General features: G+C 62.3%; 24 protein-coding genes and 2 tRNA genes. 18 read left to right on the top strand and 8 right to left on the bottom strand.

Annotated features, from left to right (window positions below; translation table 11 throughout):
- The first annotated feature begins 21 nt into the window (after positions 1 to 21).
- The 6 genes from RHIZ70P_RS09440 (at position 22) to RHIZ70P_RS09415 (ending at position 2,953) form a co-directional block, all read left to right on the top strand.
- A complete protein-coding gene (locus tag RHIZ70P_RS09440; protein ID WP_235842193.1) occupies positions 22 to 468 on the top strand; it encodes a DUF192 domain-containing protein in 447 nt (148 codons plus the stop codon).
- Positions 469 to 561: 93 nt separating this feature from the next.
- A tRNA-Pro gene (locus RHIZ70P_RS09435) sits at positions 562 to 638 on the top strand.
- A gap of 194 nt (positions 639 to 832) precedes the next feature.
- Positions 833 to 1,156 (top strand): hypothetical protein, encoded by a 324-nt coding sequence (locus tag RHIZ70P_RS09430; RefSeq protein WP_115670149.1) that lies wholly within the window; start codon positions 833 to 835, stop codon positions 1,154 to 1,156.
- 344 nt (positions 1,157 to 1,500) lie between these two features.
- Positions 1,501 to 1,806, top strand: a complete 306-nt coding sequence (locus tag RHIZ70P_RS09425; RefSeq protein WP_115670148.1) for an ETC complex I subunit — start codon at positions 1,501 to 1,503, stop codon at positions 1,804 to 1,806.
- Positions 1,807 to 1,872: 66 nt separating this feature from the next.
- A tRNA-Arg gene (locus RHIZ70P_RS09420) sits at positions 1,873 to 1,949 on the top strand.
- Positions 1,950 to 2,191: 242 nt separating this feature from the next.
- Complete coding sequence (locus tag RHIZ70P_RS09415; RefSeq protein ID WP_115670147.1) at positions 2,192 to 2,953, top strand: nuclease; 762 nt, start codon at positions 2,192 to 2,194, stop codon at positions 2,951 to 2,953.
- Between the two features lie 135 nt (positions 2,954 to 3,088).
- Here the strand turns inward: RHIZ70P_RS09415 and RHIZ70P_RS09410 are convergent, their stop codons facing one another.
- From RHIZ70P_RS09410 to RHIZ70P_RS09395, 4 genes are all read right to left on the bottom strand, one after another.
- The gene (locus tag RHIZ70P_RS09410) at positions 3,089 to 3,862 is read right to left on the bottom strand and encodes an amino acid ABC transporter ATP-binding protein (protein WP_115670146.1); all 774 of its coding nucleotides are present in this window, start codon (positions 3,860 to 3,862) and stop codon (positions 3,089 to 3,091) included.
- 15 nt (positions 3,863 to 3,877) lie between these two features.
- Positions 3,878 to 5,032, bottom strand: coding sequence for an amino acid ABC transporter permease (locus RHIZ70P_RS09405; RefSeq protein WP_115670145.1), 1,155 nt, complete (start codon positions 5,030 to 5,032; stop codon positions 3,878 to 3,880).
- 1 nt (position 5,033) lies between these two features.
- Positions 5,034 to 6,245, bottom strand: a complete 1,212-nt coding sequence (locus RHIZ70P_RS09400) for an amino acid ABC transporter permease (protein ID WP_115670144.1) — start codon at positions 6,243 to 6,245, stop codon at positions 5,034 to 5,036.
- 97 nt (positions 6,246 to 6,342) lie between these two features.
- The gene (locus RHIZ70P_RS09395; RefSeq protein WP_115670143.1) at positions 6,343 to 7,371 is read right to left on the bottom strand and encodes an amino acid ABC transporter substrate-binding protein; all 1,029 of its coding nucleotides are present in this window, start codon (positions 7,369 to 7,371) and stop codon (positions 6,343 to 6,345) included.
- A gap of 357 nt (positions 7,372 to 7,728) precedes the next feature.
- Here RHIZ70P_RS09395 and RHIZ70P_RS09390 point away from each other — a divergent pair, with 357 nt between their 5' ends.
- Entirely contained in the window at positions 7,729 to 8,919 is a 1,191-nt protein-coding gene (locus tag RHIZ70P_RS09390; protein ID WP_115670232.1) for a cystathionine beta-lyase, read from the top strand.
- Positions 8,920 to 8,935: 16 nt separating this feature from the next.
- Here RHIZ70P_RS09390 and RHIZ70P_RS09385 read toward each other — a convergent pair whose 3' ends face one another.
- Both RHIZ70P_RS09385 and RHIZ70P_RS09380 read right to left on the bottom strand, forming a co-directional pair.
- Positions 8,936 to 10,102, bottom strand: coding sequence for an FAD-dependent monooxygenase (locus RHIZ70P_RS09385; RefSeq protein ID WP_115670142.1), 1,167 nt, complete (start codon positions 10,100 to 10,102; stop codon positions 8,936 to 8,938).
- Positions 10,103 to 10,129: 27 nt separating this feature from the next.
- The gene (locus RHIZ70P_RS09380; RefSeq protein WP_115670141.1) at positions 10,130 to 10,375 is read right to left on the bottom strand and encodes a zinc-finger domain-containing protein; all 246 of its coding nucleotides are present in this window, start codon (positions 10,373 to 10,375) and stop codon (positions 10,130 to 10,132) included.
- Positions 10,376 to 10,555: 180 nt separating this feature from the next.
- On the opposite strand from RHIZ70P_RS09380, the gene RHIZ70P_RS09375 reads away from it, so the two are divergent.
- Positions 10,556 to 11,341, top strand: coding sequence for an alpha/beta fold hydrolase (locus tag RHIZ70P_RS09375; RefSeq protein WP_115670140.1), 786 nt, complete (start codon positions 10,556 to 10,558; stop codon positions 11,339 to 11,341).
- A gap of 30 nt (positions 11,342 to 11,371) precedes the next feature.
- Here RHIZ70P_RS09375 and RHIZ70P_RS09370 read toward each other — a convergent pair whose 3' ends face one another.
- Entirely contained in the window at positions 11,372 to 12,175 is an 804-nt protein-coding gene (locus tag RHIZ70P_RS09370; protein WP_115670139.1) for an enoyl-CoA hydratase-related protein, read from the bottom strand.
- 73 nt (positions 12,176 to 12,248) lie between these two features.
- Between RHIZ70P_RS09370 and cysE the strand changes: the two genes are divergently transcribed.
- The 10 genes from cysE to RHIZ70P_RS09320 all read left to right on the top strand — a co-directional run bounded on the left by cysE (position 12,249) and on the right by RHIZ70P_RS09320 (position 20,161).
- Entirely contained in the window at positions 12,249 to 13,070 is an 822-nt protein-coding gene (gene cysE, locus RHIZ70P_RS09365; RefSeq protein ID WP_115670138.1) for a serine O-acetyltransferase, read from the top strand.
- A 146-nt stretch (positions 13,071 to 13,216) separates the two neighbouring features.
- Positions 13,217 to 13,420 carry a DUF3126 family protein gene (locus tag RHIZ70P_RS09360; protein WP_115670137.1) on the top strand — a complete coding sequence of 68 codons (204 nt, stop codon included), beginning with the start codon at positions 13,217 to 13,219 and terminating at the stop codon, positions 13,418 to 13,420.
- A gap of 191 nt (positions 13,421 to 13,611) precedes the next feature.
- The gene (locus RHIZ70P_RS09355) at positions 13,612 to 13,962 is read left to right on the top strand and encodes a phasin family protein (protein ID WP_115670136.1); all 351 of its coding nucleotides are present in this window, start codon (positions 13,612 to 13,614) and stop codon (positions 13,960 to 13,962) included.
- A 254-nt stretch (positions 13,963 to 14,216) separates the two neighbouring features.
- A complete protein-coding gene (gene clpS / locus RHIZ70P_RS09350) occupies positions 14,217 to 14,564 on the top strand; it encodes an ATP-dependent Clp protease adapter ClpS (protein WP_115670135.1) in 348 nt (115 codons plus the stop codon).
- Between the two features lie 9 nt (positions 14,565 to 14,573).
- A complete protein-coding gene (gene clpA / locus RHIZ70P_RS09345) occupies positions 14,574 to 17,048 on the top strand; it encodes an ATP-dependent Clp protease ATP-binding subunit ClpA (RefSeq protein WP_115670134.1) in 2,475 nt (824 codons plus the stop codon).
- Between the two features lie 202 nt (positions 17,049 to 17,250).
- Complete coding sequence (locus RHIZ70P_RS09340) at positions 17,251 to 17,667, top strand: nuclear transport factor 2 family protein (RefSeq protein ID WP_115670133.1); 417 nt, start codon at positions 17,251 to 17,253, stop codon at positions 17,665 to 17,667.
- A 122-nt stretch (positions 17,668 to 17,789) separates the two neighbouring features.
- Complete coding sequence (locus RHIZ70P_RS09335) at positions 17,790 to 18,548, top strand: AzlC family ABC transporter permease (protein ID WP_115670132.1); 759 nt, start codon at positions 17,790 to 17,792, stop codon at positions 18,546 to 18,548.
- Positions 18,545 to 18,880: an AzlD domain-containing protein gene (locus RHIZ70P_RS09330; RefSeq protein WP_115670131.1), complete on the top strand. Its 336-nt coding sequence runs from the start codon at positions 18,545 to 18,547 to the stop codon at positions 18,878 to 18,880. The genes RHIZ70P_RS09335 and RHIZ70P_RS09330 overlap by 4 nt, the downstream gene beginning before the upstream one ends.
- Before the next feature lie 107 nt (positions 18,881 to 18,987).
- A complete protein-coding gene (locus RHIZ70P_RS09325; protein WP_115670130.1) occupies positions 18,988 to 19,842 on the top strand; it encodes an urea carboxylase-associated family protein in 855 nt (284 codons plus the stop codon).
- On the top strand, positions 19,826 to 20,161 hold the full coding sequence (locus RHIZ70P_RS09320; protein WP_115670129.1) for a hypothetical protein: 336 nt from the start codon (positions 19,826 to 19,828) through the stop codon (positions 20,159 to 20,161). Before RHIZ70P_RS09325 ends, RHIZ70P_RS09320 begins: the two co-directional genes overlap by 17 nt.
- Before the next feature lie 32 nt (positions 20,162 to 20,193).
- Here RHIZ70P_RS09320 and RHIZ70P_RS09315 read toward each other — a convergent pair whose 3' ends face one another.
- Positions 20,194 to 20,619, bottom strand: a complete 426-nt coding sequence (locus tag RHIZ70P_RS09315; protein ID WP_115670128.1) for an HIT family protein — start codon at positions 20,617 to 20,619, stop codon at positions 20,194 to 20,196.
- Positions 20,620 to 20,672 lie beyond the last annotated feature (53 nt).

Genomic DNA, 20,672 nt, shown 5'->3' with positions numbered 1-20,672 from the left:
GAAATGATCAAAAGCGCTTTCGTGGCGCTTTTTTTATGGGCACTCGCTGGGGCCGCCGCCGCCCAGGCCACGCATTTCGACCGGTCCATGCTGACGATCCGCACGGTCGAGGGCAAAGAGATCGCGCTTGACGTTGAATGGGCCATCACAGCCGACCAGCGCGCGCACGGCCTGATGTTCCGTGAAGAACTGGGTGACGACCAGGGCATGATCTTCGATTTCGGCACCACGCGCGACGTGATGATGTGGATGAAGAACACGCCGCTGTCGCTCGATATGGTCTTCATCGATGAGAGTGGCCTGGTGAAGCGCATCGCCAGCCGCACCACGCCGTTCTCCGAGACGATCGTCGGATCGGGCGCACCGGTGCGGTATGTGCTCGAGATCCGCGGCGGGCAGGCCACAGCCCTCGGCATAGCCGAGGGCGCGATTGTGCAGCTGCCTCCTTCGGGCGGCCCGTCCGACTGACGGCGCCGGGGCGAATACGACGCCGGCCTGGAAAGCGCCTTTTTGCTGTTGCGGCTCGCGGGTGAACCGTGTATTCCGCTCCCATTGCTAAGACGGAGTGTAGCGCAGCCTGGTAGCGCATCTGGTTTGGGACCAGAGGGTCGGGAGTTCGAATCTCTCCACTCCGACCATTGCAAGCGGTGCCGATGTCCCAATCCGGCACAGTAAAACTCCCAATGAAATCGCCACCAAGCTTTCATCGACTTCGCCTGTCCGCACCGGATCGGCTTGGACTGACAGCGTCCGCGCCCGTTCGCCCTCGCGTTTTCCGGAACCTATCGCCTTCCCGTCGCGTTCCCTGGGATCCAACAGGGAGGATAGAACCATGACAAAACTCACAACCATGGTCGCTGCCGTCGGCATGGCGGCCTTTGTAGCGGGTCCGAGTCTCGCGGCTTGCCCCGAAGTGACGGGCTCGATCGACGGCACGGCCGCTGCGGGCATCTCCAAGGACGGAACCCATGTTCCCCTCGAAAGTTCGGCCGATACCCAGGCGAGCGCCTCCGGCGGCGTGCAGAAGGACGGCAACACCATGCCGCTTTCGGCCGACAAGGATCTGGCGACCTCCAGCCAGGACGTGGCCGCCCAGCAGCAGGGCGAAGAAACGGCGGCCGCGTCCGCGGCGGACAAGGACAAGTGCGCCGACTAACGGGGTATGGACCCGATCGCACCGGCCGCGGCTCGATTGCCATGGTTTGGCTGAACTAGTCGAGAGGATCGCCGTCTGCATGGTCCCGGCCACATTCACAGAGCGCTTCGCCGGCAAGGCGCGGCGCGCTTGTTCTTTGCGCCGGCTGGCTGGAGGTTCCGCTTGAAAATGTTCGCAATCGTCGCTACGACGGGAACCGTCATCCGGCATTGCGCCGGAGCTTTTGAAGCCGATTGTCAACAGGCTTGAAAACAGGATTTCGCCGCGGCGCTCTGCCGTGGATGGTACCAGGAACCAGACGGGGCAGGGTAACGCCTGTCCGTCTCTTTGGAGTTGGATGCGACATGTCTGCAAAGATCTACCGCCCGGCAAAGACCGCGATGCAGTCCGGCAAGGCGAAGACGCAAGTGTGGATCCTCGAATTCGACCAGGCCATTCCGAAGAAGATCGATCCGATGATGGGCTACACGACCTCGGCCGACACCCGTCAGCAGCTGAAGCTGTTGTTCGAGACGCAGGAACAGGCCGAGGCCTATGCCAAGCGCGAAGGCATCGACTACCGCGTCATCCCACCGAAGGAAGCCAAGCGCCAGGTCGTCTCCTACACCGACAATTTCAAGTACAGCCGCCTGCAGCCCTGGACGCACTGATCATCGCTCGCGCCGGACCGCTCCGGACCGGCAAACCTTGCCCGTCGATTGGTCCTTCATCGACAAGGCCCCTTAGCTCAGCTGGATAGAGCACCTGCCTTCTAAGCAGGTTGTCGCAGGTTCGAGTCCTGCAGGGGTCGCCATCCTCTATGTGGCCATACCGAAGAGATAGGTAACATCGCGTACCTAAGACATCCGTGACAACCTCGTGCCGAACGGGTTGTCGTCGTCGGTCAGGCGCAAGACCCACTGGCATTTTCTAGGTCAAATCGGCTATCGCTGCCTCAGCATGATTCGCGCGGCCGGATTCGGCCGGTCGCGCCGTCATGGGGCTGGCGGTGATCGCATTTGAGGTGATCGGCAGCCATCGACGCGAGGGTTTTTCATGGCACGTCCCACCACTACGAGGCGAAAGCCGCGCAAGCGCAGCAGCACGGCGCGCAAGAAGTCGTCGGGCGGCGGCGGCCTCTGGCCGTGGGTCTTGGCGCTTGTCCTGGTTGCCGGTGCGATCGCGGCCTATGACAATCGCGAAAAGCTGCCCCGGATGATCGCGGCCTACCTGCCGAAGAACGCCCACAGCCCATCCGGCAAGCCGGCGGAAAATGGATCCGGGAATGCGGCAGCTCCGCGTGCGAATGCGGATGCGAAGCCCGCCCAGCCGGCGAAACCGGTCGACAGGCGCGACAGCGGCCCGGTCCCGCCAGCCCCGGTCGGCACCGCGCCGGGCGCGTCGCCGGCTGCCGTTCCCGTGCCCGGCGGACGTCCGGGTGATGCCTCGTCGGATGGCAAGGACTTCACCGGCAAGTTCTATTTCTGCGGAACCTCCGGCCTCGACAACTGCGTCGTCTCCGGCGACAGCTTCTGGTTCCGAAAGGGGCGCATCGTGCTCGCCGACGTGGTGGCGCCGGCGACCGAGGACGCCAAATGCCAGCAGGAGCGGGACAAGGGCTTTGCCGCCAAGGTACGGCTGCGCGACCTGCTCAATGCCGGAAGCTTCGAGTTTTCGCAGTTGAAGGGCCAGAACGTGCCCACGACGGGCCCGGCCATGCGCGTGGTCACGCGCAACGGCCGTTCGCTCGGCGCGACCCTGGTGGCGGAGGGGCTGGCCCGGCCTCGCTTCGGCAGACAGCAGTTCTGGTGCCCGTAAGCCTCGTGACTGCTGCTGCTGATCTTCCTGCCAAGGCTTCGCGCTGAGGACAACCACAGCGCCATGACGCTGAACAGCATGGAAGAAGCCCGCGGCGGTCTCCCGGCGCGGGCTGCTGCATGTCGAGGACAGGTCCTAGTGCAGGATCTGGCTGAGGAAGAGCTTGGTGCGCTCGTGCTGCGGATTGTCGAAGAACTCGGCCGGAGAATTCTGCTCGACGATCTGGCCCTGGTCCATGAAGATCACCCGGTTGGCGACCTGGCGGGCAAAGCCCATTTCATGGGTGACGCACAGCATGGTCATGCCTTCCTCGGCCAGCCCCACCATGGTGTCGAGCACTTCCTTAATCATTTCCGGGTCGAGCGCCGAGGTCGGCTCATCGAACAGCATGATCTTCGGGCTCATGCACAGCGAGCGGGCGATCGCCACGCGCTGCTGCTGGCCGCCGGACAGCTGGCCCGGATACTTGTTGGCCTGTTCCGGTATCTTCACGCGCTCGAGGAAGTGCATGGCGATTTCTTCCGCCTTCTTCTTCGGCATCTTGCGGACCCAGATCGGCGCCAGCGTGCAGTTTTCCAGGATGGTCAGGTGCGGGAAGAGGTTGAAGTGCTGGAACACCATGCCGACTTCGCGGCGCACCTCGTCGATCTTTTTCAGGTCATTGGTCAATTCGATGCCGTCGACGAAGACCTGGCCCGTCTGGTGTTCCTCGAGGCGGTTGATGCAGCGAATCATCGTCGACTTGCCGGAGCCCGATGGGCCGGCAATGACGATGCGCTCGCCACGCATCACTTTCAGGTTGATGTCGCGCAGCACATGGAAATCCCCGTACCACTTGTTCATGTTGACGATTTCGACCGCGACATCGGTGTCCGAGACGGTCATCTTGGTGGGTTGGACTTCAGCCATTGTTTTCCCCTGATGTTATTTCTTGTGGCCGGTATCGAGGTGCCGTTCCATGAAACCTGAATAGCGTGACATGCCGAAACAGAAAATCCAGAAAACGAAACCGGCGAAGATCAGACCGGTGAGCGGCGTGACCGGAGTCTGCCAGCCCGAATCGCCGAACGATGCCTTCACGATGCCGAGAAGGTCGTACATCGAGATGATGGTGACGAGTGATGTATCCTTGAAGATACCGATGAAGGTGTTGACGATGCCCGGAATGACGAGCTTGATCGCCTGCGGCATGATGATGAAGGCCGTCTTGTGGAAGTAGCTGAGGCCCAGCGCATCCGCCGCCTCGTACTGCCCCTTCGGAATGGCCTGCAACCCGCCGCGAATGACTTCCGCCATGTAGGCGGAGGCAAAGATCGACACGCCGATCAGCGCGCGCAGGAACTTGTCGATATTGTTGCCCGGCGTCAGGAACAGCGGCAGGAGCACGCTGGCCATGAACAGGACCGTGATCAGCGGCACGCCGCGGATGAGTTCGATGAAGGCGACCGACAGCGTCCTGACGATCGGCATGGGCGAGCGCCGGCCGAGTGCCAGGAGAATCCCGAGCGGCAGCGAGACCGCGATGCCGACAAAGGAGAGGATCATGGTGACCATCAGCCCGCCCCATAGCGGCGTCTCGACATGCGACAGGCCAAACGAGCCGCCGAGCAGCAGCACATAGGCAACGATCGGCAGACCGACCAGAAGCAACAGGGCATTGAGCCCCTTGCGCGGAGCCTTTGGGATGAGGAACGGAATGAGCAGCGCGACGAACAGCAGGGCGACCAGTAGCGGCCGCCACAATTCTCCGCGCGGATAGGAGCCGAACATGAACTGGACGAAGCGGTCATTGACATAGGCCCAGCAGGCGCCGTTCCAGCCCTCAGGCTGGATGCCGCCCTGGACGGCCGTGGTGCAGACCGAGCGGTCGGCGCCGGTCCACACCGCCGAGATGAACAGCCAGTCGATGATGCCCGGCAGGAAGGTGACGAGCGCCACGATGGCAATCAGGGTGAGGATCGTGTCGCTGATCGACGCGAAGAGGTTCTTCCGCAGCCAGCCGACGACGGAAGACGATTTCTGCGGCGCGGCTTCCGCGGGCAGGAATGTGTGGCGGACAAAGGCGGTCTCGGTATTCATGTCAGCGCTCCACCAGGGCCATTTTTGCGTTGAACCAGTTCATGAACAACGAGGTCACGAGGCTGATGGTGACATAGATCATCATCCAGATGGCGATGATCTCGACGGCCTTGCCGGACTGGTTGAGGATGGTGCCACCCACGGCCACCAGATCCGCATAGCCGACGGCAACCGCCAGCGAGGAGTTCTTGATCAGGTTCAGGTATTGCGACGTCAGCGGTGGAATGATGATGCGCAGGGCTTGCGGCAGGACGACGAGGCGGGTCGTCAGGCCGGGGCGCAGGCCGAGCGCATAGGCGGCCTCGGTCTGTCCCTTGGGAACGCCGCGAATACCGGCCCGCACGATCTCGGCGATGAAGGATGCGGTATAGAGCGACAGGGCGAGATAGAGCGCCAGGAATTCCGGCCCGACGACCATGCCGCCGCGCATGTTGAATGACCCCGGAATCGGGTAGTCGAACGACAAGGGGGCGCCGACCGCGAGGAAGACGGCGAGGGGCAAAAGGACCATCAGCGCGAGATTGACCCAGAGAACCGGCGGGCGCAGCCCGGTCGCCAGCTGGCGACGGTTGGCCCAGATCGTGTAGAGGATGGCGCCGATCAGGCCGGCGAGAAATGCCGCGGCGACATAGACGAAGCCCTCGCCGAACATCGGGGCGGGCATGTAGATGCCGCGGTTCGAGATGAAGAAGACGGCGTCCGGATTGTCCTTCACATGCTGGAAGATCGTGCGGATCGCCGGCAGCAGGGCAAGCACGCCGAGATACCAGAAGAAGATGACGAGCAGCGGCGGAATGTTGCGGAAGATCTCGACATAGACGGTCGACAGCCGGGCAATCAGCCAGTTGTGCGACAGCCGTCCGATGCCGACCAGAAGTCCGACGATGGTCGCCGTGATGATGCCGAAAAAGCCGACGACCAGTGAATTGATGAGGCCGACCTGCAGCGCACGCAGATAGGTCGAATCGCTCGAATAGGCGATCAGCGCCTGGGATATGTCAAAGCCGGCTCGGCTGTTGAGAAAGCCGAAACCCGAGGTCATGTTGGCGCGGGCGAGATTTTGCGCGGCATTGCTCCAGGCGAAATAGATCACCCAGGCAATGATCGCCAGCGTGAGTGCCTGATAGGCGGCGCGTCGGAAGGCCTGATTGTAGATTAGCGACACCTTCGGACGGTCGTCGCCGCCCTGGGTACGGGCATCGGTGACAGCCATCGATAATTCCCCTGTCTTTCATCCACCCTTTTCGCCGGGTGTTATCGTCTGAAAGAAGAAGGCGGATTTCTCCGCCTTCCCGTTCTCAAGCTGGCGATCAGCGGATCGGCGGAGCGTACTGCAGGCCGCCCTTGGTCCACAGAGCGTTCAGGCCGCGATCGATCTTGAGCGGAGAACCCTGGCCCACATTGCGCTCGAAGCTTTCGCCGTAATTGCCCACGGCCTTGATGATCTGGGCGGCCCAGTCCTTCGGCAGGCCGAGGTCGGCGCCGAGGGTGGAGTCGGCTTCTTCGCCGAGGAAGCGCTTGATGTCAGGGTTTTCGGACTTCTTCATTTCCTCGACATTGGCCTGGGTGATGCCGAATTCTTCGGCGGCAACCATGGCGAAGTGTGCCCAGGTCACGACGTCGAGCCACTTGGAATCGTTCTGGCGAACGGCCGGGCCGAGCGGTTCCTTGGAGATGATCTCCGGCAGGACCTGGTGATCATCTGGATTAGCCATCTTCAGGCGGATCGAATAGAGGCCCGAGGCGTCGGTGGTGTAGGCGTCGCAACGGCCGGCATTGTAGGCGGCGTCGGCTTCATCCTGGGCCTCGAACACGACCGGCTTGAACTCCATGTTGTTGGCACGGAAGTAGTCGGCGAGGTTGAGTTCGGTGGTGGTGCCGGACTGTACGCAGATCGAGGCGCCATTGAGCTCGAGCGCCGACTTCACGTTCAGTTCCTTCTTCACCATGAAGCCCTGGCCGTCATAATAGTTTACGGCGCGGAAGTCGAAGCCGAGCTGCGAATCGCGGCTTGTGCTCCAGGTGGTGTTGCGGGCCAGCATGTCCACTTCGCCCGACTGCAGGGCCGGGAAACGGTCCTTGGCGGAAAGGGGCGTGAACTTGACCTTGGTCACGTCGCCAAACACGGCGGCAGCCACGGCCTTGCAAAGGTCGACGTCAATGCCGGTCCAGTTGCCCGAGGAATCCTGTGCGCCGAAGCCGGCGAGGTTCGAGCCGTTGACACCGCACTGCACGAAGCCCTTGGCCTTCACGTCATCGAGCGTGCCAGCAAATGCAGCCGACGCGCCCATTCCCAGGACTGCAGCGCCGAGTGCGGCTGACAGGAGATTCTTGTTCATTTTTCCCAACCTTTTTTCCGTTGTCTTTTGCTCTCGACCGCCGCGTCCCTAACTTCGGTGCAGCAAGCCGGCTCGCTGCCCTCCCGGCGCGAACCCGACTATCACAGTCTTAAATGGATCGACGGTCAAGTCTTGACGCCGGAAATTGCGGCGAAAAGCGGCAAATTGCCAAATCAGCTGGAAAAACAGGCACGAATCACTGTTTTCGGTCATTCGATGATTAAAAACGGTTCGGGCAAAAGCGATTTGAATGGCGCTCCGGACAATGGCCGGGTGACAAATCTCGGCTTGACCGCCAAGCCTGCCGCCTTCAAAAATCGCCGCTTCATACCTCGCAATCAGAAGGCCCAAGGTTTCATGAAGGACAGGAAAGACATGCTGGCCGGCGCCGGCACGGATACGAAGCTTTGTCACATCGGCCACGACCCGTCGAGCTTCCATGGCTTCGTCAATCCGCCGGTCGTGCACGCATCGACCGTGCTGTTTCCCGACGTGAAGACCATGGAGACTCGCGCCCAGAAATACACCTACGGCACGCGGGGGACACCGACGACGGACGCGCTGTGCGAGGCGATTGACGAGCTCGAAGGCTCGGCCGGGACCATTCTCGTTCCCTCGGGGCTTGCCGCCATCACGGTGCCTTTCCTCGCCTTCCTCTCGGCCGGCGACCATGCGCTGATCGTCGATTCGGTCTATTCACCCTGCCGCCATTTCTGCGACACGATGCTGACCAGGCTCGGCGTCGAGGTCGAGTATTATGATCCAGAAGTGGGCTCCGGCATCGAAGGGATGATTCGGCCGAACACAAAGTTGGTCCATACCGAGGCGCCAGGCTCCAACACCTTCGAGATGCAGGACATTCGGGCGATCGCCGATGCCGCTCACAAGCATGGCTGCGTGGTGACCATGGACAATACCTGGGCCACGCCGCTCTATTTCCGGCCGCTCGATTTCTGCGTCGACATCTCCATCCATGCCGCGACCAAATATCCCTCCGGCCATTCCGACATCCTGATGGGTACGGTGTCGGCCAATGCGGCGCATTGGGATCGCTTGAGAGAAGCCAATATCACGCTCGGCATCTGTGGCTCGCCCGACGATTCCTACATGATCCTGCGCGGCCTGAGGACGATGAACCTGCGCCTTGAGCACCATGGCCGCAGCGCTCTTGTGGTGGCCGAGTGGCTGGAGGGCCGCGATGACGTGGCGCGCGTGCTGCATCCGGCGCTGCCGAGCTTCCCCGGCCACGACATCTGGAAGCGCGACTTCAAGGGTGCGAGCGGCATTTTCTCCTTCGTGCTCGCCGTCGATGCGCCGCAAAAGTTCAAACCGAAGGCTCGCGCCTTCCTGGATGAACTGTCACTGTTCGGCCTCGGCTATTCCTGGGGCGGCTTCGAGAGCCTGGCGGTTATGGTCAATCTCGACGACCGAAGGATCCGCAAGGCGCCGAGCGAAGGCCCGGTCATCCGCCTGCAGATCGGGCTGGAGAATGTGGAGGATATCCTTGCCGACCTGCATCGGGGCTTCAAGGCTGCCGCCTCCGTCTAGGCGGCGGTGCTTATCGTCAGCCCCGGGCGCGATACCCGTAGAGCCAGTCGAGATCGCCGGCGAGGCTCTCCGGGGAGCGCAGCGACAGGACGAGGTCGCGACCGAGCCGGATTGGGCCGCGGGCGTGATAGGCGAACTTGTTGAACGCGCCGCGATGGCGAACCTTGCCTGCTCGCGCCTTGCGGGACGCCTCGAAGCGGGAAAGCGCCTCGCGCAGGGGCAGGGAGCCGGCTATCTCTCCGGCCAGTTCGAATCCGTCCTCGATCGCCATGGCGGCCCCTTGCGCGGCAAACGGCATCATCGCATGCGCCGCGTCGCCGATCAGCACCGTATCGCGGCCATTCTGCCAGTGGCCGTCCGAGGCCTCGTAGAGCGGCCAGAAGGTTGCTCGCTCGATCGAGGCGAGCAGGGTACAGATCTCGATGTTCCAGCCGGCAAACTGGCGCAGCAGCAGGGCGCGCTGTCCCGCACTTCCTTCCGCGCTCCAGGTCTCGCCGGGGTCTAGCCCTGCCGCGATCGCGACGATGTTGAAGCCGTCGATCTCTTTCAACGGATAGGCGACGAGATGCGAATTCGGGCCGAGATAGGCGGTGACGTTCAACGGGTCGAGAAAGGCCGGAGCGGCTTCCGCCGCGATGGTGAAACGCCAGGCGACGTTGCCGGAGAAGCTGACCTTCGGACTGTCCTTGACCAGCTTGCGCATGCAGGACCAGGCACCGTCCGCCCCGACGACGAGGTCGGGCTGCCGCCCGGTCAGGCGTTCGATCGTCGTGTGGTCCGGCAGATCGAGTCGGCAACCGAGATGCATTCGGCAAAGAGGATTGTGCAGGACTTGCCTGAGGAGCGCCTGCTGCAGGGTGGAGCGATGCAAAACGCCATATGGCGCGCCCCAGCGCTTGCGTGCAAAGCCGCCAGTCGGCACGGTGGCGAGCGGCTTCAGCGTCACGCCGGAGGAGAGGCGCACCGCGTCAGGCTCCAGCCAATGGTTCTCGATCTCGTCGAGAGCGCCGAGTTTGCCCAGAATATACGAGGCGTTGGGAGAGATCTGCAGACCCGCGCCGACCTCGCCAAGTTGCGCAGCCTGCTCGATGATGTCGGTGCGGATGCCGTGACGCGCCATGGCGAGTGCGGTCGTAAGACCCGCCACCCCGGCTCCGATGATGGCGGCGGTCTTGATCGACATGTTCTATCCGATCAGGCGAAGCGCCGGTTACGCGGCCTTGACGTGATAGACGCAGCCCGGCGGGTTGGTCTGCTCGGCTTTGAGCGAAGGATTGAAGCGATAGAGCGTCGAGCAGTAGGCGCAGACTTTCTCGTTGTCATGGCCCATGTCGATGTAGATGTGCGGATGGTCGAAGGGAGCGGAAGCGCCGGTGCACATGAATTCCTTTACGCCGATCTCGATTACCTGGTGACCGCCGTCGTTCTGGAAATGGGGAATGCTGTGCCCGGCCATGTTCGTCTCCGCTCTGCCATTCAACGCGGCGGACCATATCGTCCTTCGATGGGAAAGTGTAGAGCCAAACGCCCCCGCCGCCCACAGAAAATCGAGCGACCGGGTTTGACCCATCGCCGACAATTTATACTGTGGGACAAAACCCATGCCGATTTTTTTCGCGGCCGACAGGACAGACCCATGAATCTCGATGCCCCGCCTTTCTCGCTCTTTTATCATGACGGTCTGCAACTCGCCTTTTTCGACGAGGGCGATCCGGCGGGCGATCCGGTTCTGCTGATCCACGGGTTCGCTTCGACCGCCAGCGTCAACTGGGTCTATCCGGGCTGGCTAAAGACCCTGGGGGAGGCGGGCTACCGCGTGATCGCCCTCGACAATCGCGGCCATGGCGCCAGCGACCGGCCGCACGACCCCGCAGCCTATCACCCCTCGCTGATGGCCGGTGATGCAGCTGCGCTTCTGACCCATCTCGGCATCGAGCAGGCGCATGTCATGGGCTATTCCATGGGGGCGAGGATTTCCGCATTTCTTGCCATCGAACACGCCAATCGCGTCCGCTCGCTGGTTTTCGGTGGTCTCGGCATCGGCCTGTGCGACGGCGTCGGTGATTGGGATCCGATCGCGGACGCGTTGCTGGCGCCGCAGTTGTCGGACGTCACCCATCCGCGCGGGCGCATGTTCCGGGCCTTCGCCGACCAGACCCATTCCGACCGTTTCGCCCTGGCCGCCTGCATCCGGACCTCGCGCGTCGACGTCGCGCGCGCCGACATCGCCAAGGTCGACGTTCCGACGCTGATCGCGGTCGGCACCAAGGATGACATTGCCGGCTCGGCCGCCGAACTGGCCGCCCTGATGCCGAACGCAAAAGCGATCGACATTCCCAACCGCGACCATATGCTCGCCGTCGGCGACAAGGTCTTCAAGCGGGCGGTGCTCGACTTCTACCGTGGGATCAAGGCCGGCTGAGGCGGGCGCTCAGGCCTCGCGGGTCGGCGATCAGCGGCCGGTAAATTGCGGCCGGCGTTTCTCGGCAAAGGCGTTTCGGCCTTCGGCATAGTCTGCGCTGTCGAAGGTGGCGGCGCCGATGACCTCCGCCTCGCGCAGCAAGTCATCGTCCTGCTGGCTCGCGGCGCGCAGCGCGAGCTTGGAGGCTTGCACCGACAAAGGTGCATTGGCGGCGATCGTCTCGGCCAGCGTCAGTGCGGTTGCTTCCAGTCCCTCGGCCGTCGTCATTTCGAGCAGGAAACCGGCGGCAAGCAGATCGTTCACCGACATGGGCAAGCCGGTGTAGAGCGCCTTTCCGGCCATTTGCGCACCGAGCGTCCGGATGAAGTCCTGAACCGCATCGGCCGGATAGGCGAGGCCGAGGCGCGCCGCCGGCACGGCGAAGGCGGCTCCCTCCGCCGCGATCCTCAGATCTGCGGCCGCGGCAAGGCCGAAGCCGCCGCCATAGCAGATGCCGCGGATCGCGGCGATCACCGGCACGCGGGCGTTGCGGATCGCGGAAAAGGCCTTGCTGTTTTCGCTCTCGTAGAGCCGAGCGGTTGCCGTGTCCTTGCGAACCGTCGGGAATTCGGAAATGTCGGCACCGGCACTGAAGTCCGTCGTTCCGGCGCCCATCAGAACGATGACCCTTGCCTCGCCCTCGTCGCACAGCCAGTGCATCGCTTCCGGGATGGCCCGCCACATCGCCGCGGTCACGGCATTCTTGCGGTCCGGATTGTCGATCAACAGCAGGCCCGTTCCGGCCTGGCTGGCGGCACGGATCTTCCCGGCGGCGAAATCATGGATGCGTTTCATCTGGAAGGCCCATTTGTGTTGATTCACGGATCGACTATATAATGCGCTCGAACAGGAAACGAGGAGACCGGCAATGGCCGCAAAAAGCGAAATCCTCAAGAGAGAGCCAGTGCAGTCGATGGATCCGATCTGGGACAGTCTGCGCAGCGAAGCGCGCGCCGCAGCCGACTTCGATCCTCTGCTGGCGGCGTTTCTCTATTCCACGGTGCTCAACCATCGCTCGCTTGAAGATTGCGTCATCTACCGGATCTGCGAACGGTTGGATCATCCCGATCTGCAGGCCATCCTGCTGCGTCAGACGTTTGACGAGATGCTGCGCGACTGGCCGGAATGGGGGTCGATCATGCGGGTCGACATCCAGGCGGTCTACGATCGCGACCCGGCCTGCATCCGCTTTATGGAGCCGGTCCTCTATTTCAAGGGTTTTCACGCGATCCAGACCCATCGCCTGGCCCACTGGCTTTTGAACCACGGCCGCCGCGACTTCGCGCTCTACCTGCAAAGCCGGGCGTCGAGTGTATTCCAGACCGACATCAACCCGGCCGCACGCATCGGCAAGGGGATCTTCCTCGATCACGCGACCGGCCTCGTCGTCGGCGAGACCGCACGGATTGGCGACAATGTCTCGATCCTCCACGGCGTGACGCTCGGCGGCACGGGCAAGGAGGGCGCGGATCGCCACCCGAAGATCGGCGACGGCGTGCTGATCGGAGCCGGCGCCAAGGTGCTCGGCAATATCGAGGTCGGCTGCTGCTCGCGCATCGCCGCCGGTTCGGTGGTGCTGAAGCCTGTGCCGCGCGGTTGCACCGTGGCCGGCGTTCCGGCGCGTGTCGTCGGCGAGGCGGGCTGCGCGGAGCCGGCGCGTTCCATGGACCAGATGCTGGCCGCGGACTGATTTTCCGACGACTGCGCGGACCTATCCGGGTCCCGCGCCGTTGTTGGGGCGCCATGCTTGGCAAAGAATGGGCTTTCGCGTCTTTACAGCGGCGGACGGCGCATGCGACAAGCGGCCGAAATTGAATCCCCGATGGAGACTGGATCGTGAAACCCGAAGAAATCAAGAAGCTCGACGCCTATTTCAAGCGGATGTTCAACCCGGGCATGGTGGTGAAGGCTCGCCCCCGCAAGGACGATTCTGCCGAAGTCTACGTCGGCGACGAATTCCTCGGCGTGGTTTTCCGTGACGATGAGGATGGCGATCTGTCCTACAATTTTTCGATGGCGATCCTCGACGTCGACCTCTAAGCCGGTGGTTGCAGGCTGACTGATATATGTTTTCCTTTTCAAGGAAACAGGGCCGACCGTCGTCCGGTCGGCCTTTCTTTTGCCCTCATACGCAACCTGAGCGCGATATCGCATCGCACAAAACACTTGACTGTTTTTGTGCAACTGCTATGTAGTTGGGCACCAAATGAACGGACCGGAAGGAGAGTGGCATGATCAATTTCGACGACGCCAACAAGAAGGGCAAGGAAGCCATGGACGCCATGCTGAAGAACTATTCGGAAGTGGCCAAGGGTTTCCAGGCCATCACGACCGAAGCCTCCGAGTATTCGAAGAAGTCGTTCCAGGACGCTGCCTCCCATATGGAAGCGCTGTCGGGCGCCAAGAGCATCGAGACCGCTCTCGAGCTGCAGACCAATTTTCTCAAGTCGTCCTACGAGAGCTTCGTCGCCGAAGCCACCAAGATGAGCGAAATGTACGCCGATCTCGCCAAGACCGTCTACAAGCCGTTCGAGGCCCCGGTCGCCAAGGCGACCGGCATGTCGATGCCGACGGCTGCCTGACCCCGGTCTGACAGATCAAGAATGCAGCAAGACCGGCCGCGCGCTCGCGCGGCCGGTCTTGCCATTTGTGCCGGCTCGTATAAGGCTTGGGCATCTTTTTGACCCTGCTCTGCGGACACCTCGCGCAATTCTGTTTGCGCTGTGCAAAGGGGGGCTTAAAATCACCGAATTATGAACTACCTTACTGAGCTGAGTGTTTGTCCGTCGCGTTGCGTCTTCGGCAGATCGGCCGGACAATTGGAGAATGAACTGAAATGATCGCCAAGCCGGTCTTCATGCAAAGCCAGCGGGACGGGGATAACGCCAATCGTGGCACCTCGGTGATCACGCGTACCAAGCCCAAGACGAAGAAACCAAACCTGTACCGCGTCCTGCTTCTCAATGATGACTATACCCCGATGGAATTCGTGATCCATGTACTGGAGCGGTTCTTCCAGAAGGACAGGGAAGCAGCCACCCGCATCATGTTGCACGTGCACAATCATGGTGTCGGGGAATGCGGCGTCTTCACCTACGAAGTCGCCGAGACCAAGGTGAGCCAGGTCATGGATTTCGCCCGGCAGCATGAGCATCCGCTTCAATGCGTCATGGAAAAGAAGTGAGGAACTGACGTGCCAACATTCTCTCCCAGCCTCGAGAAGGCACTGCACCAGGCACTGACCTTTGCAAACGAGCGGCATCACGAATATGCCACGCTCGAGCATTTGTTGTTGGCCTTGATCGACGATGCGGATGCCGCCGCCGTGATGGGTGCCTGCAATGTCAATCTGGATGCCCTTCGCAAGACGGTGATCGAATACGTCGACAACGAGCTCGCCAATCTGGTGACCGGCTATGACGAGGATTCCAAGCCGACCTCCGGCTTCCAGCGCGTCATCCAGCGCGCCGTCATCCACGTCCAGTCCTCCGGTCGCGAGGAAGTGACCGGCGCCAACGTGCTTGTCGCGATCTTCGCCGAGCGCGAAAGCCATGCGGCCTTCTTCCTGCAGGAGCAGGAGATGACCCGCTACGATGCTGTGAACTACATTTCCCACGGCATCGGCAAGCGTCCGGGTTCCGCCCAGACCCGCCCGCCGAGGGGCGCGGACGAAAGCGAGGGCGAAGCCAAGCAGGCCCGCGAGCAGGACGAAGGCACGGCCAAGACCAAGCAGGAGGCCCTGAAGGCCTATTGCGTCAACCTCAACGACAAGGCGAGGAACGGCAAGATCGATCCGCTGATCGGCCGCCACAGCGAGGTCAACCGCACCATCCAGGTTCTGTGCCGCCGTTCCAAGAACAATCCGCTCTATGTCGGTGATCCGGGCGTCGGCAAGACGGCGATCGCCGAGGGGCTCGCCAAGCGCATCGTCGAGGGCAAGGTTCCCGACGCGCTCAAAGATGCGACGATCTTCTCGCTCGACATGGGCACGCTGCTCGCCGGAACGCGCTATCGCGGCGACTTCGAGGAGCGCTTGAAGCAGGTCGTCAAGGAACTCGAGGACTATCCGGGTGCGGTGCTGTTCATCGACGAGATCCACACCGTCATCGGTGCCGGCGCCACTTCGGGCGGCGCGATGGACGCTTCCAACCTCTTGAAGCCGGCGCTGTCGTCCGGCGCGATCCGCTGCATCGGCTCGACCACCTACAAGGAATATCGCCAGTTCTTCGAGAAGGACCGGGCGCTGGTTCGCCGTTTCCAGAAGATCGACGTCAACGAGCCGACGATCGAGGATGCGATCGAGATCATGAAGGGCCTCAAGCCCTATTTCGAGGACTATCACAAGCTCAAGTACACCAACGAGGCGATCAAGTCGGCGGTCGAACTCTCGGCCCGCTACATCTCCGACCGCAAGCTGCCGGACAAGGCGATCGACGTGATCGACGAGACCGGTGCGGCGCAGATGCTGTTGCCGGCCTCCAAGCGCCGCAAGTTGATCACCGAAAAGGAAATCGAGGCGACGATCGCCACCATGGCCCGAATCCCGGCCAAGACCGTATCCAAGGACGACGAGATGGTTCTCGCCAACCTGGAGAAGGAACTGCGTTCGGTCGTCTATGGCCAGGATGCGGCGATCGAGGCGTTGTCGACGGCGATCAAGCTCGCCCGTGCCGGCCTTCGCGAGCCGAACAAGCCGATTGGCTCCTACGTCTTCTCCGGCCCGACCGGTGTCGGCAAGACCGAGGTCGCCAAGCAGCTCGCCGCCTCGCTCGGCGTCGAACTGCTGCGCTTCGACATGTCGGAATACATGGAGCGGCACACGGTTTCGCGTCTGCTCGGCGCACCTCCGGGCTATGTCGGCTTTGACCAGGGCGGTCTTCTGACCGACGGCGTCGACCAGCATCCGCATTCGGTCGTGCTGCTCGACGAAATCGAGAAGGCCCATCCGGACATCTTCAACATCCTGTTGCAGGTCATGGACCATGGGTCGCTCACCGACCACAACGGCAAGAAGATCGATTTCCGCAACGTCATCCTGATCATGACGACCAATGCGGGCGCATCCGAAATGGCCAAGGCGGCGATCGGCTTCGGCTCGTCCAAACGCACCGGCGAGGACGAAGAGGCCTTGAACCGCCTGTTCACGCCTGAGTTCCGCAACCGTCTCGACGCGACGATCGCCTTTGCACCGCTGCCGACCGAGGTCATCCACAAGGTGGTGCAGAAGTTCGTCATGCAGCTGGAAGCCCAGTTGTCGGAGCGCAACGTCACGTTCGACCTGTCGGAAGCCGCGATCGATTGGCTGGCCTCGCGCGGCTATGACGAGAAGATGGGCGCCCGGCCGCTGTCGCGTGTCATCCAGGAGCACATCAAGAAGCCGCTCGCCAACGAGATCCTGTTCGGCAAGCTGAAGAAGGGCGGCGTGGTCAAGGTTGGCGTCAAGAAGGACGAGAACGGCGCGGACGTGCTCGATCTCGAATCGCTGGCAGAGGCCGCCCCCGTGAAGCCGAAACCCGAAGCCGAATTGGTCGAAGCAGAAGCGGAAGGCGCAACCAAGCCCCGCAAGACGAAATCGGCAACCAAGGCAGGTGCGGCCAAAGCCGGATCGGCGGCGGAAAAGGTGTCGGCCAAGCGCAGTTCCGTGCCGAAGGTGCCGAAGAAGAAATAGCATTGGTTGTTCCGGGAGATATGTCCTGGCCGCGCTCGTGTCATATGCTGGAAATCGACCCCTCGCGGCATCGCTGCGAGGGGTTTTGTCGTCAAACGGTTGACGTTTCTGTGATCGGCCGGTGAAACCATGCCGTGAGGCTTGCGGGCAGTGTCGGCCCGACGATAGACTCAATAGGGGCAGACGGGGCAGGGATGGCCGGATGGACAGCGACGACCGGGAAGCGCAGCATTTTTCGCATGAAGAGCGCGACCTCTGGGACCATGTGACGGAACTTTGGGAAATCGCCCGTCGTCGTGAAACAGCGCCGATCCGCAAGCTCCTGCATCGCAATTATTCGGGCTGGGTGACAGGCCTGGAGACACCACACGATTACGAGGCGGCTGTCGCATCGGTCGGGCCGGAGACGCCGCGCGTGCTGCGCTATCGGTTGAAGCCGCTGAAAGTGAGCGTGTTCGACCACGAGGTGGGTGTTGTGCATTACAGTTATGAGGCGGATGTCGAGTCGGCCTCCGGATCGGCACAGCATGTCGGTGGTCGATGGACCGAGGTTTATAAGCGACGCGGCAATGCCTGGCTGATGATCGCGGTCAGCGGCGGTCCGGACGGCATGCGCTGACGGCTTGAAGGACCAAGAAGTCCCTGTCTCAGACCTTCGATCCGCTGTATACGTCCTAAGTCGTGTTACGACCCTTCAGATTCGCTCCGCACGCCCGCGTCCTTCATCCGCCGGATCCGTTCATGCCCGCATCCCTTGCCGATAACGCTTCGTTTCGCTGGTTCCTCGAGGGCGCGCGCGGCATCTTTTCCCTTCCGGCCTTCATCCTGATGACCTCGTTTGTTGGTTTCAGTGCCTTTGCTCTCGAATCCGGGGTCAGCCGTGGCGAGGCAATGTTCATGACCGCCATGATCTGGGCCCTGCCGGCAAAGATGATCCTGATCGGCATGATGGCGAGCGGTGCCAATATCTTGGCGATGTTTCTTGCGGTAACACTTTCATCGATCCGGATGATGCCGATGGTCGCTTCGCTCGTCCCCGAGTTGCGTGGGGCCCGCACGCCGACCTGGCTCCTGCTGGTGCTGTCGCACTTCGTCGCCATCACCGCCTGGGTCTTCGCCATGGGACACCTCAAGGACGTGCCGCGCGAGGCGCGCGTCGCCTATTTCGCCGGCTTCGGCCTGACGCTGGTTGCGGCCAATACCATCCTGGTGGGCCTGAGCTACGGGATCGTCTCCACCTTTCCCCCTTCCGTTGCCGGGGTTCTGTTCTTCCTGACGCCGGTCTATTTCGTCGGTTCGATCTGGGCCTCGGCCCGCCATTCCGTGGTGAGGATCGCCTTCGTCATCGGGGTGGTCGCCGGTCCTCTCCTGGCGGTGGTCGTACCCGGTTTCGACATCCTGATCGCCGGGATCGGCGGGGGAACGCTTGCCTACCTCATCGACCGCTTTGTCGTGCGCCGACGCGGGGCCGTTCCGCCAGGCGTTGGAGACGCGCCATGACCGCAGCCGACCTCTGGCCTTATGCGATCATCCTGTTTACCGGCTGGTTCGCCACCGATCTGTGGCGCTGGCTCGGCGTGATCGCCGGCAACCGGCTGGCCGAAGGCTCTGAGGCGCTGAGCTGGGTGAGGGCGGTCGCAACCGCCTTGGTCATGGCAGTGACGGCCAAGCTGATCGTCTTTCCGACCGGCAGCCTGGCGGATTCGCCGCTGTGGCTGAGGCTCGCCGCCGCCGGCCTCGGCTTCGTCGCCTTCCTTGGCGCCGGGCAGCGCGTCATCGTCGGTGTCGTCGTGTCGCTTGCGCTGCTGTCGCTCGGGCTTGCGGCGCTATGAGCGCCACCGTCGGGCGGCAAGGGCGACTGCGCATTTGGACGCGCGCGGCAGTCGTCGTCGATTTGTAGACGTGTCATCTTTCGGAACCGCAAACACAGGAACCACTCATGTCTTCGATACCCTTCGTCACCGCTCCGGCCGATGCCGCCGAGCGCCGCGCCGTCAAGCCCGTGGTCTGCTATCCCGTCGAGACGCTGCCTGTGCCGGACATGGCAACGCTGCAACGCGCCCGCGAGACGCTGACCAAAATCGACGAGGTGACCGTCCCGCCGCGCGAGGGCGCCACATTTTCCGTGCCGAAGGGGCATTTCTTCCGAATCCTCAGCATCGACGGCCCGCAGGTCGGCGACCTCAACCTGTGGAACGCCAACGACCTCACCGAGCGCTTCTTTTCCGGCAAGACACGCGCATTGCATGCCACCCATGTGACGACGGGCAACCGTCTGTGGAGTACCCTTCCCAATCTTCGTCCAATGGCAACGATCACCCACGACACGCTCGGCTGGTACGGCTTCGACGAGTTTGGTGGCAGCGTGCACGACGTCATCGGCACGCGCTGCGATCCTTACACCAACCGGCTGCTGTCGGGTGGTGACTATCATCACTGCTGCCATTCCAACCTGACCCGCGCACTGGCTGGCACCAAGGGCATGTCGTTCGCAGAGGCCGAGCCCTTCGTCCACGACGTGCTGAACGTCTTCATGTGCACCGGGTTTACCGCCGACACCCACCAGTATTTCATGAAGGCGAGCCCGGTTCGGCCCGGCGACTACATCGAGTTCTTCGCCGAAATCGACTTGCTGGGCGGCCTGTCGGCCTGCCCGGGTGGTGACTGCAGCGCCAAGCATTCGAGCGACGTCGCTGCCTGCTATCCGCTCAAGGTCGAGATCTTTCGGCCGGACATGGACCTGCTGAAAACCTGGCCCTTCCCGGAGCGGAACGCCTATGTCAGTCCAGAATGAGACGCCTCTGCCCGCTGGGACACTCCTCGCGCTGCGCGCGATCGGTTTTGGGCTTTGGGATCCGATCGGTTTGAACGTGGATGGCGAGGTATGGAGCGGGAGCCCGTTCGAGGACGAATACGACCGCTACTTGCTTGAAGTCGTTGCGCGTTTTCTGGCGGGCGAGACCGCTGACCACTTGGCGACCTATCTCTGTGATATTGAGTCAGTTCACATGGGCCTTGGCCTTGGCATCAGCGACAAAACGGCATCGCGCGCCTCTGCTGCCGTTCGGGAAATCGGGCGTCTTGTCGAAGACCTGAGGACTGAAGACATCTGAGATACGCCCGATCGGCTTCTGCGCGTGGACGCCTAAAGCGCCGCCTTGATCTTCTCGGCATTCGCCTTCAGCACTTCGATGTCCTCCATCTTGCCGGCATGGGCTTTGAGCGGCACGCCCTCGTGCCGCGGGATGATATGGAAGTGCAGGTGGTTGACGGTCTGGCCGGCCGCCGCTTCGTTGAACTGGGCGACGGACACGCCGTCTGCGTCAAAAGCTTCTTTCGCGGCGACGGCAAGTTTCTGCACCATCGGCATCAGCCTGGAAAGCACCGCAGGATCGGCGTCGAGCATGTTGCGCGAGGCGGCCTTGGGGATGACCAGGAGATGACCTGTCGCCTGGGGCATGACATCCATGAAGGCGAGCGTGTCGTCGTCTTCGTAGAGCTTCACCGAGGGGATCTCGCCCTTGAGGATCTTGGCGAAGATGTTGTCTGGATCATAGGCGGGGTTGGTCATCGGGAATCTCCTGTGGTTTGCCGTAGTTAAGGCAGCCGGCGGGAAAGGATCAA

The sequence above is a fragment of the Paenirhizobium selenitireducens ATCC BAA-1503 genome (genome assembly GCF_900492185.1).
Lineage (GTDB): Bacteria > Pseudomonadota > Alphaproteobacteria > Rhizobiales > Rhizobiaceae > Allorhizobium > Allorhizobium selenitireducens_A.
This window is presented reverse-complemented; position numbering and strand designations above follow the sequence as displayed.